The 14,539-nt window shown below is 56.7% G+C and carries 16 protein-coding genes and 1 pseudogene; 4 read left to right on the forward strand and 13 right to left on the reverse strand.

Going from position 1 to position 14,539, the window contains the following annotated elements; translation table 11 throughout:
- The first annotated feature begins 48 nt into the window (after positions 1-48).
- Positions 49-984 carry a LysR family transcriptional regulator gene (locus FE839_RS17945; protein WP_138362142.1) on the forward strand — a complete coding sequence of 312 codons (936 nt, stop codon included), beginning with the start codon at positions 49-51 and terminating at the stop codon, positions 982-984.
- On the opposite strand, the gene mdcH is transcribed toward FE839_RS17945, so the two are convergent.
- The 9 genes from mdcH to FE839_RS17990 all read right to left on the reverse strand — a co-directional run bounded on the left by mdcH (position 965) and on the right by FE839_RS17990 (position 9,341).
- Positions 965-1,867: a malonate decarboxylase subunit epsilon gene (gene mdcH / locus FE839_RS17950; protein ID WP_138362143.1), complete on the reverse strand. Its 903-nt coding sequence runs from the start codon at positions 1,865-1,867 to the stop codon at positions 965-967. The genes FE839_RS17945 and mdcH overlap by 20 nt on opposite strands.
- Complete coding sequence (locus FE839_RS17955; protein ID WP_138362144.1) at positions 1,864-2,484, reverse strand: malonate decarboxylase holo-ACP synthase; 621 nt, start codon at positions 2,482-2,484, stop codon at positions 1,864-1,866. Before FE839_RS17955 ends, mdcH begins: the two co-directional genes overlap by 4 nt.
- A 2-nt stretch (positions 2,485-2,486) precedes the next feature.
- Positions 2,487-3,446 (reverse strand): AEC family transporter, encoded by a 960-nt coding sequence (locus FE839_RS17960; RefSeq protein WP_138362145.1) that lies wholly within the window; start codon positions 3,444-3,446, stop codon positions 2,487-2,489.
- A gap of 127 nt (positions 3,447-3,573) precedes the next feature.
- Positions 3,574-4,374: a biotin-independent malonate decarboxylase subunit gamma gene (gene mdcE / locus FE839_RS17965; RefSeq protein WP_138362146.1), complete on the reverse strand. Its 801-nt coding sequence runs from the start codon at positions 4,372-4,374 to the stop codon at positions 3,574-3,576.
- Positions 4,374-5,207, reverse strand: coding sequence for a biotin-independent malonate decarboxylase subunit beta (locus FE839_RS17970; RefSeq protein WP_138362147.1), 834 nt, complete (start codon positions 5,205-5,207; stop codon positions 4,374-4,376). Before FE839_RS17970 ends, mdcE begins: the two co-directional genes overlap by 1 nt.
- Positions 5,200-5,499, reverse strand: coding sequence for a malonate decarboxylase acyl carrier protein (gene mdcC, locus FE839_RS17975; RefSeq protein WP_138362148.1), 300 nt, complete (start codon positions 5,497-5,499; stop codon positions 5,200-5,202). Before mdcC ends, FE839_RS17970 begins: the two co-directional genes overlap by 8 nt.
- A gap of 17 nt (positions 5,500-5,516) precedes the next feature.
- Positions 5,517-6,359 carry a triphosphoribosyl-dephospho-CoA synthase gene (locus FE839_RS17980; protein WP_138362149.1) on the reverse strand — a complete coding sequence of 281 codons (843 nt, stop codon included), beginning with the start codon at positions 6,357-6,359 and terminating at the stop codon, positions 5,517-5,519.
- The gene (gene mdcA / locus FE839_RS17985; RefSeq protein ID WP_138362150.1) at positions 6,359-8,014 is read right to left on the reverse strand and encodes a malonate decarboxylase subunit alpha; all 1,656 of its coding nucleotides are present in this window, start codon (positions 8,012-8,014) and stop codon (positions 6,359-6,361) included. The genes FE839_RS17980 and mdcA overlap by 1 nt, the downstream gene beginning before the upstream one ends.
- Before the next feature lie 292 nt (positions 8,015-8,306).
- Positions 8,307-9,341, reverse strand: a complete 1,035-nt coding sequence (locus FE839_RS17990) for an AI-2E family transporter (RefSeq protein ID WP_138362151.1) — start codon at positions 9,339-9,341, stop codon at positions 8,307-8,309.
- A 229-nt stretch (positions 9,342-9,570) separates the two neighbouring features.
- Between FE839_RS17990 and FE839_RS24910 the strand changes: the two genes are divergently transcribed.
- From FE839_RS24910 to mdtI, 3 genes are all read left to right on the forward strand, one after another.
- A complete protein-coding gene (locus FE839_RS24910; RefSeq protein ID WP_241675643.1) occupies positions 9,571-9,756 on the forward strand; it encodes a protein YdgV in 186 nt (61 codons plus the stop codon).
- Positions 9,757-9,873: 117 nt separating this feature from the next.
- Positions 9,874-10,239, forward strand: a complete 366-nt coding sequence (gene mdtJ / locus FE839_RS18000; protein WP_138362152.1) for a multidrug/spermidine efflux SMR transporter subunit MdtJ — start codon at positions 9,874-9,876, stop codon at positions 10,237-10,239.
- The gene (mdtI, locus tag FE839_RS18005; RefSeq protein ID WP_138362153.1) at positions 10,223-10,555 is read left to right on the forward strand and encodes a multidrug/spermidine efflux SMR transporter subunit MdtI; all 333 of its coding nucleotides are present in this window, start codon (positions 10,223-10,225) and stop codon (positions 10,553-10,555) included. The genes mdtJ and mdtI overlap by 17 nt, the downstream gene beginning before the upstream one ends.
- A 118-nt stretch (positions 10,556-10,673) precedes the next feature.
- Here mdtI and FE839_RS18010 read toward each other — a convergent pair whose 3' ends face one another.
- The 4 genes and pseudogenes from FE839_RS18010 to FE839_RS18020 all read right to left on the reverse strand — a co-directional run bounded on the left by FE839_RS18010 (position 10,674) and on the right by FE839_RS18020 (position 14,322).
- Complete coding sequence (locus FE839_RS18010) at positions 10,674-11,486, reverse strand: trypsin-like serine peptidase (RefSeq protein WP_171034912.1); 813 nt, start codon at positions 11,484-11,486, stop codon at positions 10,674-10,676.
- Positions 11,487-12,180: 694 nt separating this feature from the next.
- Positions 12,181-12,264: a small membrane protein YdgU gene (gene ydgU, locus FE839_RS25195; protein WP_455551179.1), complete on the reverse strand. Its 84-nt coding sequence runs from the start codon at positions 12,262-12,264 to the stop codon at positions 12,181-12,183.
- 86 nt (positions 12,265-12,350) lie between these two features.
- A pseudogene (gene asr / locus FE839_RS18015) lies at positions 12,351-12,659 on the reverse strand (acid resistance repetitive basic protein Asr); the annotation flags it as partial.
- Positions 12,660-12,834: 175 nt separating this feature from the next.
- Complete coding sequence (locus tag FE839_RS18020) at positions 12,835-14,322, reverse strand: carboxypeptidase M32 (RefSeq protein WP_138362155.1); 1,488 nt, start codon at positions 14,320-14,322, stop codon at positions 12,835-12,837.
- Between the last annotated feature and the right edge of the window lie 217 nt (positions 14,323-14,539).

Here is a 14,539-nt window from a genome sequence, read left to right on the forward strand (position 1 = left end):
ATCACACATAAAAAAGATACTGAAGACGGAAACGTGGAGCGCAGGGCAATGAAAGACGATATTAACCAGGAGATCACTTTCCGCAAACTGTCGGTATTTATGGTGTTTATGGCGAAGGGCAATATCGCCAGAACCGCAGAGGCCATGCAACTGAGCGGCGTCAGCGTTCACCGGGCGTTGCATACCCTGGAAGAGGGCGTTGGCTGCCCGCTGTTTAGCCATAAAGGACGCAATCTGCTGCCGCTCCCGGCGGCATGGACGCTGCTGGAGTACTGCCAGGATGTGATAAATCTGATGAACCGCGGGCTGGAAGCGACACGTAAAGTCGCTGGTATCGGGCAGGGGCGACTGCGCATCGGCACGCTTTACTCACTGACTCTGGAAACCGTACCGCGCATTATCATGGGCATGAAGCTACGGCGTCCTGCGCTGGAATTAGATCTCACAATGGGGTCGAATCAGATGCTGCTGGATATGCTGGAAGATGACGCGCTGGATGCGATTCTGATTGCCACCAACGAAGGCGAGTACAGCCAGGCGGATTTTGATGTGGTCCCGCTGTTTGAGGATGATATTTTCCTCGCAGCCCCTGCGACGGAGCATCTGAATACCGCCGGGCCTGCTGAATTGCGCGATTATGCCGACCGTAAATTTGTTTCGCTGGCAGAAGGGTTCGCAACCTATGCGGGTTTTCAGGAGGCGTTTCAGGTAGCCGGATTTGAACCTGAAATCGTCACCCGGGTTAACGATATCTTTTCGATGATTAGCCTGGTGCAGGCGGGCGTGGGGTTTGCGCTGCTGCCAGGGCGAATGAAAAAAGTCTATGAAAATGACGTGCAGTTGTTAAAGCTGGCTGAGTGTTATCAGATGCGCCAGTCGATCTCGATTGTCTATTCACATCATCGCGAGCGTGACGCCGATCTGCTGGCGCTGGCGGCTGAAGGGAGAATGTATGCCCGCAGCCTCAGTCACTCAGCCGGGTAACCCGGTGACGCGCAACGCTGACGCCATTGTGCTCCAGCGAAATACACTCTCCTTGCCAGCCTGCCTGGCGGGTGAGGCCGGTCAGCACGCCGCCCGGCGGCATCTCGATCGCCAGACGCGCCTCCCGTTCATCAGCGGCAACCATCGCGTCCTGCCAGCGCACGGTTCGCGCCATATTTAGCGCCAGATCGTCAGCAATCTTTAACGGATCCCATAAAACGCGCGCCGTGGAGCCGCTTAAATACGCGCAGCGCGGTCGTCGGAGCGAGACGTCAGCGAAGGCCTTCGCCAGCGCTGACGCCGGTTTATCCAGTAGCGCGCAGTGTGAAGGGACGCTGACCGCCAGGCGCTGCGCTTTGGTTGCGCCCGCTTTCAGCGCCAGTTGGGCGACTCGCGCCATCTCTTCGTCACGTCCGGCAATCACAATCTGCGTTTCGGCATTCAGATTGGCGATATAGAGTTCGCTGGCGGCGATCAGTTTTTCTATGCGATCGACAGGCAGCCCCATAATAGCGGTGAGCCCGTAGCCGTGCGGCCAGGCCTGCTCCATTAAATCGCCGCGTAGCGCCACCAGCCGCAGGGCATCGGCGAAATCCAGCGCGTCGGCAATGACCGCCGCAGGGAAAGCGCCTATCGACAGGCCGCAGACTATATCCGGGTGCACACCTTCACGCTGAAGTTCTCGCGCCCAGGCGACGCCCGTAATCAGCAGGCAGAGCTGCACCGCGCGGGTGTGTTTTAATGCGGCGGCGCTATCCAGATGATCGACTTCCTCGCCGAGCACGGCCCGCGCGACGGTGAGAATATTCTGGCGATCGGGGATCGTGGCGAGCATACCCGGTCGCTGGCTTCCCTGACCGGGAAAGGTAAAGAGAATTTTCATACATCCTCCCTGGCCCATGGCGCAGTGGTCAGATATGCGCCGCGGGACGTTTTCAGCAGCGCTCGCCCCTCGCGCAGCCATTCATTGAGCGCGAAAGCCCCTTCAGGCGTTTCGACCTGAGTATCTACCCGGCAGGGGAGTTGCGCGACGCAGGATTGCCACGTGAGCAGTTCCGCGCGGGCGACGGGGAGCGGCGCGCGGATCAGCAGATCAAGATCGCTGGTCGCGTGTATAACGGGGATTTCGGTAGCCAGGGCATAGCCGGTACTGCCGGTAATGCCCCAGCACCATGGCCAGTGATGCCGAGTCAGGGTAACAGCCGCCTGTACCGGCGGCTGGGAGACAAATGGTGAACGCAGAAGCCGTTGCCGTTCGGCGAGCATTTCCGGACTGACAATGCGGATGATATTTTCTTCCTGTACCCAGCCGGCGGCACGCTGATCGCGTTTCATGCCCCTTACCCCCACAGGAATACGGGCGTTGGCGTCAACGTCGCGTCGCACCACCACCGGCAGGCTGATACGCCAGTGCTGTGCAACCCACAGTTCCTCAATTGCTTCCAGCGCGGCGGTATGATTCAACCAGACTAAATCGTGAGGACGCGGCGTTAATGACATTGTTAGATCCCTGACGTTAAAGTGATAAACAGCGGCAGTGACAGGATACACAGAACCGAGCTTAACAGCAGCACCGCTTCCGCATCCGGCGACTGTACGCCAAAACGGTTACCGAAGACCACGCCGAAGAAACCCGCCGCAAGGGCAATCATCAGAATGGCGGTAATGGCAATAGAACCCTGCAGACCCAGTATCATCACCAGACCCCAGGCGATAAAGGGTTGCACCAGCAGTTTAACGATGGTGGATGTGGCGATCAGCGTGTTGAGCTGCAGTTTACGTGCTGACAGAATCACCCCGGTCAGGAACAGCGCTGCGGCGGTGGCCGCCAGCCCCAGTGGTTTAATGGATGCCAGCAGGAGGTCCGGCATTTTGATTCCAATGGCGGAAAGCACCACGCCCAACAGCGGCCCCCAGACAATCGGTTTTTTCACCGAACGCCACATCAGCACCGGCAGCATCGCCAGCGTCGAACCGCTGTTTTCTCCTGCGGCGCATGCTTTTTCGCGTTCCAGGATCAGCAGGCAGAAGGGCGTCATCAGTACCGAACCGCAGGCGATGGAGACGGCGACCGAAAGCGATGTTGACGCGCCTTCGCCAAGTACGCTACCCAGAATGGGCAGACCAAGGGCAGCGTAGTTAGGCAACGCTACGGTAAGGGTCAGTACGGCAGCGTCCTGCGGCGTACGTTTAAAGACGCGGGTGGCAAGAAAATAGATAACCGCGTAGGTGATCCACATGGCCCCGGTGAGCACCAGGATCAGCGGCGATTGGGCGACAATACCGCGCCACGGCGTTTGAACTGTGGCGCTGAACAGTGCGGCGGGTAGGGCGAAATCCATCACGAAGATGTTGAGTAGCGAGACGTTTTTGTTGTCAACCATTTTGGCCTTACCGGCCCAGAAGCCCAGCAGCATGATGACAAAAATCGGCGCGAGGGCATGAATAATCACATAAGTCATAAATCACCTGTAGAGAGAATAAGGTACTGGCGCGATTGTTATATTTTCTAAAAGCAGCCTCTTTCTGAGGCACTCACCGAGTGCCTCAGACGACCGCTTCCGGCAGGTTTTTCTATTTATGAACTGACTACCAGCTGGCGCGCATACGATCGCGTACCTGTCGGGAACACCGGCGGTTCTCCGCGCCAAGTCGGCACTTCAGAGAGGCATCCTGACGCGCGTCAGCGATGGCGTCGCGCAGGGTGGCGGTGACCAGCGTCAGATCGCTGGCGGCCGGGGCATCCGGGTTACTGATGTCAAGCAGTGCGGAGAGCAGGCCAAGCGTCGCGTAGTTGCTGACGTCATAGGCCATTGGCGGGATGGTCGCCGCCAGTTTCTCCAGCGCGTCAACGGTACGCAGGGTGATGCGCGCAGCCGAGGCTTTGCCCATCGCGTGGACCTGTACGCCGCGATCGTTGAAGGCAATCAGACGGTTGGCCTGGTAACCGTGGGCCAGAAAAGCGCCGGACATGGCTTTGCCGACGATCAGGCCAATCACCGGATGCCCGGCAAGGCGTGCCTTTGCATACGCGCCTGCGGCACCGGCCAGCGCCTGATGAATTCCGAAGGCTTCTTCGCGGCGACCATAGGCCTGACTTGGCACATCAATAATTGCAATAATCGGGCGTTTCACCGCGTTATCCCCGTCAGCGTCAATGGTCTCATTGACCACTTTTGCCAGCGTCCAGCCTTCAAGCAGGCCGACTTCGCCTTTAGCGGCGCGCGGATAGTGGTTGTCAGCATCCGGCACCACGGCGATAAAACGCACGGTTTCGCCGTTCAAATCGGCGTCGGCAACCTGTACCGATGGGCACAGGCCGGCCATAAGCGGGGTATCCGACGCCAGCTGGTTTAGCCACAGCGCGGCACGGTTAGTGAACTGACGCATTATTTTTCCTCCCGGGCGAATAGCTGTTTGATCTGTGCGGCGTCTGCCTGCTGGCGGGTATCGAAGCGGGTCAGACGGCTCAGGAAATCATCATATTTGTCGCTGCGATGTTGGGCCGGTACGCCTTTGGCAATTGCCTCGTTCATGGCCGTTTTCACCGCATTGACGCCGTCAGCCACCAGGGCATCCACCAGGCCGCTGGCATAGCGAATTTCACCGCCGGTCATGCTCCAGATAAATGGCCGGTCGCGGGAGTCGTACTCTTCAATCCCGGCCTCCTGTTCGATAACCTGTGGCCCGTTGAGACCGAGGCGGGCTTCGCGGGTGACGATCAGGTAGCTGCACAGCGCCGCGGCGATGGACATGCCGCCGAAGCAGCCGACGGTGCCGGCGACAATACCGACCACCGGGGTATAGCGACGCAGGTCGACAATCGCGGCATGAATATCGGCGATGGCGGCAAGCCCCAGATTGGCTTCCTGCAGGCGCACGCCGCCGGTTTCCAGACACAGTACCGCCAGGGTGGGAATGCCGTTGCGGTTATCTTCCGCCGCCAGTTCAAGGGCGGCGGCCATTTTGGCGCCGGAAACTTCGCCCATGCTCCCGCCCTGAAAGGTTCCCTCGATGGCGACAACGACCGCCGGTCGGCCGTTAATGGTGCCTTTTGCCACCACCATGCCGTCGTCGGACTGCGGGACGATACCCTGCGCGCCAAGCCATGGCGACATAATGCCTTCGAACGGGTCCAGCAGTTCGCGATAGCTGCCGTCATCCAGCAGAGTACGGGCGCGTTCGCGGGCGCGCAGTTCAATGAAACTGCGATCGTTACGCATAAGTCACCTCCTCAAAAACCTGTTCAATACGGATCCGTGCGACGCCGGGGGTGGCGCCAAAGTCGTGGATGACCAGTTGTCCGCCGGGCAGGCCGTTAATCAGGTTCAGCCGTTCGAACAATGCGTGCCAGCGGGCCTGGCTGTTATCCACGGAGGTGGTGATCTCGATGTCGAGCGTATCGCTCTCTCCGGCGGTATAGAGCACTTCCATATCGCCAGAGCCTACAATGCCTGCCAGCGCTTTGCCGCTGAGGGCGCGGTTGGCAGGAAGTGAAAATTTAATCTGTTCCATAACATCCTCTGAATGCGTTAGGCGGAAACCCGATCGAGAAACAGGGTGGCGGCAAGGAGATCGGCCGCGCCACCCGGTGAGGCGTTCTGCGCCAGCATCTGCGCATCAAGACGCGCCAGCGCGGCCCGACCCGACGCCGTCGCACATCCTCCGGCGGCCAGCACTTCGCCCGCGCCGTACCGCATGGCTTCAAGGCCCGCCATTCCGGCGCGGGAGAGCACGCAGGTATCGCTAAGCGAAGTCATAATCGCCATCAGCGCGTCAAGCCGGGCCTGTGGCTCACTGGCCCCCTGAGCACGGCTGCGCAATAACTGCGGCAGCGCCAGGGTGGTGATGTGCGGAAACGCGCGCTGTGCTTCTTCCCGCGCGCCGGGTACCTGCCAGCGGCGGCTGGCGCGCAGACCCTTACTGAAGGTTTTTGGCGCGCAGACGTCCGGCAAACGGGCGAGGGCGGCGGCGGTTTCCGCTATCCTCTGTGCATGAGCGTCTCCCCCCAGCATGGCCGTGGCGCTGACCAGCAGACCGAGCGCCCAGATCGCGCCCCGATGGGTATTTACCCCCGACGTTACCTGCATCATTCGGGCTTCACCTTCGCGCCCCAGGCGACCAATCGTCTCGCGCAGGGCGACATCGGCCGGACGCAGCCAGCTTTGTTGGGCCAGGGCGTGAAACGTTGGTTTCAGACTACGGGCCGAGCGTTCCATCAGCGCCAGATTCAGATCCTGATGGGCACCGCTGCCGCGCCGATCGACCAGACCGGGTTTCGGACTCAGGCGGGCTTCGGCGACCAGACAGGCGCTGGCGGTATGCGCCAGCCAGCGGGTCCGCGATTCGGCGAATTGGGGAGAGAGTTTTTTCATTACCAGCTCCGGAATTTTGCCGGTGGGTTGTAAAGGCCGTCAGACCACTCCACCAGGTCGGCCACGCTACCGGCCGCGAGTAGCGAGCGGGTGGCATCACTGCGACGAATCGCGATATCTTCCGGATAGACGACTTTGCCGCTACGGCGCAGCCCGGCCACGCGTCTGGCGTCGACCCCGAGGCCGATATCGGTGATACCCGCGACGGCCGCAACCATTGCCCGGCGCTCTTCAAGGCTTTCCGCGCGATAGAGATAGGCAATGCCTTCCTCGGTCAGAACGTGGGTGACGTCATCGCCGTAAATCATTACCGGCGCCAGCGGCATTCCGGCGCTTCTGGCGACGTCAACGGCGTCGAGTTTTTCCACGAAGGTGGGTTTGACGCCCGCCTGGAAGGTTTCCACCATCTGTACGACCAGCTTTTTACCCCGCTGCATCGGGTCCGGTTCGGTGATCATGTTTAACCATGCCGGCGTGGCGTGGCGGCGGCCGTGCGGGTCGTGGCCCATATTCGGCGCGCCGCCGAAGCCGGAGAGGCGCCCGCGAGTCACGGTTGATGAATTGGCGTAGCCATCAATTTGCAGCGTGGAACCGATAAACATATCTACCGCGTACTGGCCCGCCAACTGGCAGAAGGCGCGGTTGGAGCGCATGGAGCCATCGGCGCCGGTGAAGAAGATATCCGGCCGCGCGCGAATATACTCTTCCATGCCCAGTTCGCCGCCGAAGCAGTGCACGCTTTCTACCCAACCGCTTTCGATGGCCGGGATAAGGGTGGGATGCGGATTCAGCGTCCAGTGTTTACAGATTTTACCCTTCAGACCGAGCTGTTCGCCGTAAGTAGGCAGCAGCAGTTCGATAGCGGCGGTGTTAAAGCCGATACCGTGGTTCAGCGACTGCACCTGATGTTCGGCATAGATGCCTTTAATCGCCATCATCGCCATCAGGATATGTTCTTGCTTGATCAGGCGCGGGTCGCGGGTAAACAACGGTTCGATAAAGAACGGTTTATCGGCGACAACGACGTAATCAATCCACGAGCCGGGAATGTCCACCCGCGGCAGGTCGCATTCGTCATCCACCAGTTCATTAACCTGCGCAATGACGATACCGTCATGGAAAGCGGCGGCTTCAACCAGCGCGGGGGTATCTTCGGTGCTCGGCCCGGTGTAAAGATTGCCTTTGCGATCGGCTTTATAACCGGCGATCAGCGCCACGTTTGGCGACAGGTCGACATACAGACGCGAGTAGAGTTCGATGTAGGTGTGGATCGCGCCGATTTCCAGTAAGCCATCTTCCAGCAGTTGTGAAATCCGCAGACTCTGGGTACCGGAGAAGGAGAAATCGAGCTTACGGGCGATACCTTTTTCAAAGAGATCCAGGTGCTCGCTGCGCCCGACGCTTGGCATAATCATATGCAGGTCATGGATTTTTTGCGGGTTGACTTCCGCCAGCATCCGGGAGAGGAAATCCGCTTGTTTCTGGTTGTTGCCTTCCAGCACCACCCGATCCCCGGGGGCCAGCAGATGTTCCAGTACGGCAACCAGCCGATCGCCGGGGATCACCTTGCCTGAGATCCCGGCCTCGGTCAGTCGCCGCTGTTTTTCCGTACGGCGGCGGTTCCAGACTCGCCCCGTCGTTTGTTCGGCATTCATTATTAACCTCCTGATTCGACAAATCGTTTTGATTGCCTGCTGTGGAAGTTAGTGTGCGTCCCGGCGCGGCACGCATCAATTAAGGCTCGCAGCAAATTATTAGCCTGAGAGTAATAATTAGCAGGCGAAAGATGTGAGGGAGATCAATAATGAGGGAGAAGCGTTGCTCTACGGGCCGGGCGGCCCGTAGAGAGAAAATGGAGAGGGAATTTTTGCGTAGCTCACGCAGGCCGGACAGCATTAGCCGTCATCCGGCGGAATATGCGCCAGGTGTTAACCATTTGTTTTCGAATTAATCTTTGCTCAAATCGCTTAGCAGGTAGGCGATGCCTTGCCCGGCTACCGTCTGTTCGAGGGCGATTTTGACGATAATCGTTAGCGGTACTGAGAGCAGCATACCAACAGGGCCTAACAGCCAGCCCCAGAAGATCAATGACAGGAAGACCACCAGCGTCGACAGTCCCAGCCCGCGTCCCATAATTCTCGGTTCGAGGATGTTGCCGAACACCAGGTTAATGACGAGGTAGCCCGCCAGCACCACCAGCGCGTCGTACAGGCCGCCAAACACCAGTACCTGTAAAATTGGCGGGATCGCCGCGAGAACGGAACCAATATTGGGAATATAGTTGAGCGCAAAAGCCAGCAGCCCCCACATAAAGGCGAAACGGACGTCCAGCAGCACCAGCATTCCCCAGACCACCAGACCGGTGACCAGGCTGATGGCCGTTTTTAATACCAGATAGTGGGAGACGCTATCCAGCGCGCGCTGAATCGCCCCCATACCTTCCACCGGTCGCGACATCAGCTGTTGCAGCTTGGCGGGAAGCTGTGGCACTTCCAGCAGCATAAACACCACCGTCAGCAGCAGCAGAAAGATAGAGGACATGGCATTGGAAAGCTGGGTAAGCAGACTGGTAACCAGCGTCATGACCGCATTCGGGTCAATATACTTATTAAGCTCAACCACAGAAACAGTAAAACCGAAACGCTGTAACCACGGCGCAACGGTCTGCATCGGTTCATAGAGATAATTGCGATATTGCGGCAGGGTACGCGCCAGTTCATTTAGCGACGTGCCGAGCGAAGCCAGCAGCACCACCGCCAGCAGGACAATCACGCCCACCAGCAGCGAAATAGCCAGCACCCGCGGCACCCGGCAGCGCACCATCAACTGGACCAGGGGATTAATCACCACCGCCAGAAAGAGCGCCAGGACGAAGGGCACGATGATATCCGCCGCGAAGCGAATGCCGGTGAGGATGATAACCAGCATGCCGAGCATGATGACTATTTTTAAGCCGTTAAGCGTGATGATGGGTTTCGCCATACCGTTCCCTGCGCGAGAAAAATGGAGTTTAATATGAGCCATTGTAGACGTTACTAAAGTCAGTGTCTCAATGCTTTTGCTGCCTAATTCGCCTGTGCTCCCTCAAAAAGCCGCCTGTAATAAATAATCGATGGGGTGCCATCATAATGGCAGGCGACAAGAGAAAAACTAATCAAAATCAAATATCCGCAGTAAAGAACTGCAAAGACTTTGAGTTAAATGTGACATTATGGTACAAATCTCCGGGTGTATAACGACTGAGGACAATTTCCATCCGCAAATGACGAGAAGCAATCCCGCGGATAATTGTAATTTTATGGACAATCAGTTCAGGATGTATATTTCCCATCACCCTGTAGTTTCCCTCTTTAACGCCTGTTTTTCTGGCGAACAGCACTGGCGCTCGGCGCTTTAGTCTTCTTCTTTCTGCCTGAGCTGGCGCTTCGCGCACGGCTAAAATAACGTCGATATTTTTCCGGTTTACGACGCCGTAAACCGCAACGAATTATATTCTCAAGCAGGAGAAGGGATCATGTTTTATTGGCTTTTATTAGCGCTTGCCATCGTTGCTGAAATTACCGGCACCTTGTCGATGAAATGGGCGGGTGTCAGCGGTGGTCATTCGGGATTTATTTTAATGCTGGTGATGATCACGCTTTCTTATATTTTTCTGGCTTTCGCGGTGAAAAAAATCGCCCTCGGCGTGGCTTATGCCTTATGGGAAGGGACAGGTATTTTACTGATCACTATTTTCAGCGTTCTGCTGTTTGATGAGGCACTGTCAACAATAAAAATCGCCGGTTTGATCACGCTGATTGCCGGAATTGTATTGATTAAATCCGGGACGCAGAAAGCCGTGAGTCCGTGTAAGGAGTGCCGTCATGCCACAACAGTTTGAGTGGGTTCACGCCGCCTGGCTGGCGCTGGCTGTTGTACTGGAAATTATTGCCAACGTGTTTCTGAAGTTTTCTGATGGCTTTCGCCGCAAATTGTACGGCATGATGTCGCTGGCGGCAGTCCTCGGTGCCTTTAGCGCACTTTCGCAGGCGGTCAAAGGGATTGATTTGTCGGTAGCCTACGCGCTGTGGGGCGGTTTTGGTATCGCAGTAACCATCGCCGCCGGGTGGATACTGTTTGGCCAGCGTCTGAACAGGAAAGGCTGGATCGGTTTAATCCTGCTGGTGGCGGGCATGGTCTTAATTAAACTTGCCTGACGAGCGGCTATAGAGAACCTGAAATGACAGGCCCGAGCCTGGTGGAAAACCGGACTCAGGCTCAGGCCGCACGGTTATGCGCTGATATCGCCGATGCGCCAACGGCGGGGCTGGCGACCTATCGGGCGGCCAGCGCTTCCAGTTTGTCGCGAAAACCGGTAACGGCGATGGCGCGGTTATCGGCTCGCCATCGATCTTTTGCGCCAGGCGCTGAGCTCTGTACCGCAATGACCTGCCAGCCGTTAGCCGTTTTTAGCAACAGCGGCGAGCCACTGTCCCCCGGCAGGGTATCGCATTGATGGGAGAGGACCGAACTCTGTGCCCAGCCGGTCACCACGCAATCCTCATGCGCGTAAAGGTTATCCAGATGATCTTCCGGATAGCCTGCCTGAGTCACTTTACGTTCTGCGGTTTTCAGCGCGGCGGTCAGCTCGGCTTTCGTGCCGCTAAAAATCGGCACCGGCGTAATCCCGGACGGCGCATAGCGGATCATGATAAGGCCGAAGTCCCAGGGCGCCGCTGTCGTTGGCACTATCCAGCCGTCGCCATCGGCTTTAAGCCGCTTTGCCAGTGATGGCGTAACGCGGCCTTCAATCCCGTGAATTTCGTAAACCCAGCGCCCCTTGTGAGAGATAAAGCGCAACGCGACAGGTTTATCCGGTTTACCTTTGGGTGGAGTAAGCAGGCAGTGTCCGGCGGTGAGGGCCAGATGAGGAGAGATAAGCGTGGCGGTGCAGAGATTGCCGCTGGCGGTTTCCAGTTGCCCAATGGCATCCCAGGGATCATCAGCCGGCGTGCTTACCGGTTTACGGTCATCGTGACCGAAAAATAACGTTTTAATATCTTTTGCACTCATGCCATCGTCGTCAGCCAGGACCCACGAAGGCAGCAGGCAAATTGAACACAGTAATAACAGTACGTCTCTACGCATATCACTCTCAGGGGAGATAATTCTGTATATTGAAAGTAGCAGCAGATTTAAGTTTATGAAAGTTAAGAATAATTCCAATCAAGCCGAACGGCAGGAAAAATCAGCAAAAGTCGCCGGTGACAATCAGGCGAATGGCGTGATTTCAATAGTTTAACGTCGATTTCCGTTAGCGCTATTTCCGCAGAAAAAGGAAGTGGAAGCAATATAAATCGTGTATCCGAACGTACGAGAGTCCGTGAGAAATAACGCAATATCAATATGCGCGTTCTCTGAGCGCCGGTTAGTGTAACCATTGCGAAAAAAGAGATAACTTTAGCGGAAAAGAGCATTTCTTTACGTGTTTATGAATGACGTTAAAAGCGAAACATTTTCTCACCGTAAACAGTGTGATTGCGACGACCTTGTTGAGCAAACAGTGATGTTAGCCCGGCGATGATACCGGCAATTTCTTATATCCGTTGTACGGGAGGATCGATGTCTAAACAAGGTATTCGCGCATTAGTCTATGTTTCGCTGGCGTCTGCGATGATCTGGGGCGCTACCGGTTATCTACTGGTTAAGGCCGTTCACGTTCTGTAATCAGGCTTTGATCCGCGAGGGAGGGGACGTTGAGGACATGTGACCGTTGCGGATGCAACCCGAACGTTTAACAGCGACCGGGGATTTTCTGGTTGCTTCTGGCAGGTATCAGTATTTAGTCGAGAAAAAAACGGCTGGCGACCAGCGCGCAGATAATCAGCAGGATCAGGATGAGCTCAAAACGATAGCGCTGCAGCATGGGTGCTCTCCAGAAAAAACGGCGCTGAAGGAGACAGCGCCGATCTGATGTCAACCAACCTAACAACCTAACCGTGGAGATTAAGCAGCCGGTTGTGTCGCCGGTTTAGCGGCGTGATGCTTGGTGATTTTTTTGTGTTTTTTAGCAGCCTGCGCTTTCTGGGTTGCAGCAGGTTTAGCTTTTACTTTTTTGTGTTTTTTAGCAGCCTGTGCTTTCTGCTCTGCTGCCGGTTTAACCGCTTTTTTGTGTTTCTTGTGGTGAACCACTTTAGCGGTGGTGCTGTGAGTTGCAGCAGCCGGAGCCGTGGTGGTGGTGGTGGTGGCCGCGTCGGCAGCGAAAGCAGCAGATGACAGACCCATAGCAGCGGCAACGACCAGAGCTAATACTTTATTCATTCTGATATCCTCGAAAAGGTTTCTTCATTTCAACCCCACTGCGGGGCCGTTGAAATAACTATATGCTTGTCTTTTCGGGGTTTCCGTGAGTGTTTGGTATCGGCGTGTAACGGTATGTACAATCTCGTGCGACAAAGAGAGACACGGCGTCAGGCTGAGCCCGACGCCGGAGAAATTAAAGATAGCGCGCGATGAGGTGCTGGCGGAAAAAGTCGCTGTTAAGGTCTTCCCCGGTAGCATGTTGAATCAACTGTGAGGTGCTGAAACGGCTACCGTGCTGCCAGATATTCTGCCGCAGCCAGTCGAAAAGGGCGCTAAGGTTGCCGCTGGCGATGTCGCTTTCTAACTTCGGCAGGGCGCGTTTGGCCGATGCCATCAGTTGAGCGGCGTACATTGCCCCTAAGGTATAAGACGGGAAGTAGCCAAAGCCGCCGTCAGTCCAGTGGATATCCTGCATACAACCATCGCGGTAGTTGCCGTTGGTGGACAGCCCGAGCCAGTGCTGCATTTTTTCATCCCATAAAGCCGGAATATCATCGACCTCGATTTCGCCATCAATCAATGGGCGTTCGATTTCGTAACGCAGAATAATATGTGCCGGGTAGCTCACTTCATCGGCATCGACGCGGATAAAGCCTGGTTTGACGCGCTGATTCCAGGCAATGAAGTTCTGCTGATTAAAGGCCGGTTGATCGCCGAAGTACTGGCGTACCGTAGGCAGCAGGCGCTGCAGGAAGGGGGTGCTGCGGCCAAGTTGCATTTCAAAAAACAGGCTTTGCGACTCGTGGATTGCCGTCGAACGGGCATGGGCGATGGGCTGACCGAGCCAGTTACGCGGCAGATTTTGTTCATAGCGCGCGTGGCCGGTTTCATGAATCACGCCAAACAGGGCGCTGAGCAGGTCATTTTCATTGTAACGGGTGGTGATGCGGACATCCTGCGGCACGCCGCCGCAGAACGGATGGGCGCTGATATCCAGGCGCCCGCTGTCAAAATCAAACCCCAGTACGCGCATCGTTTCCAGCCCCAGTTCACGCTGGTCGGCAATCGGGAACGGCCCCTCTGGCGCGATGAGCGGCGTATGCGCCTGCTTCTCCACAACCTGTGCCAGCAGCGAGGGAAGCCAGGATTTAAGATCGGCGAACAGGACGTCAAGCCGCGCGCTGGTCATATCTGGCTCAAAGATATCCAGCAGCGCATCATAGCGGGAACAGCCTTTTGCTGCGGCCCGGATTTGCGCCTCTTCGCGGCTGAGCCTGACCACTTCACGCAGGTTTTCGGCAAACCCTGACCAGTCATTGGCCGGGCGCTGGCTGCGCCAGGCGTGCTCGCAGCGGCTTCCCGCCAGCGATCTGGCTTCAACCAGACTTTCCGGCAGCAGCGCCGCCTGCTCATACTGGCGGGTCATTTCGCGCAGATTGGCCTGTTCGACATCGTTCAGATCTTCCTGAAGCGCGTTGTTCAGCCATTCCCCTACTTTTTTATCGGTCAGAATCTGATGCTGCAAAACGCCGAGTTCCGCTAACGCTTCGCTGCGGGCCGCGCTGCCGCCAGGCGGCATCATCGTGAACATATCCCAGCCGGCAATGGCGGAGAGGTGCGAAAAGCGTGAAAGGCGCTGGAAGGTGTGAGTAAGCAGATGATAGTTTTCGTTTTTTGTCATAGTTACACTCTGGGATGTTGCTAATGAAAAGTAAATGATTCGTTGGCTTCTACACTATCCTGATACCATCGTCAGGTCGAGGGATGCGAGAACTTCCTGCCTAAATCTTGCGGACAATCAGAGAAGAGTATGAGCAATAACGGGCCGGTGCTGCGGCAGCAGCCCATAACGAGGTGGGAGGCGCGTGGCTGATGGTTTACCCTCAGCGCTTTTACGC

The organism is Klebsiella indica (assembly GCF_005860775.1).
Lineage (GTDB): Bacteria > Pseudomonadota > Gammaproteobacteria > Enterobacterales > Enterobacteriaceae > Klebsiella > Klebsiella indica.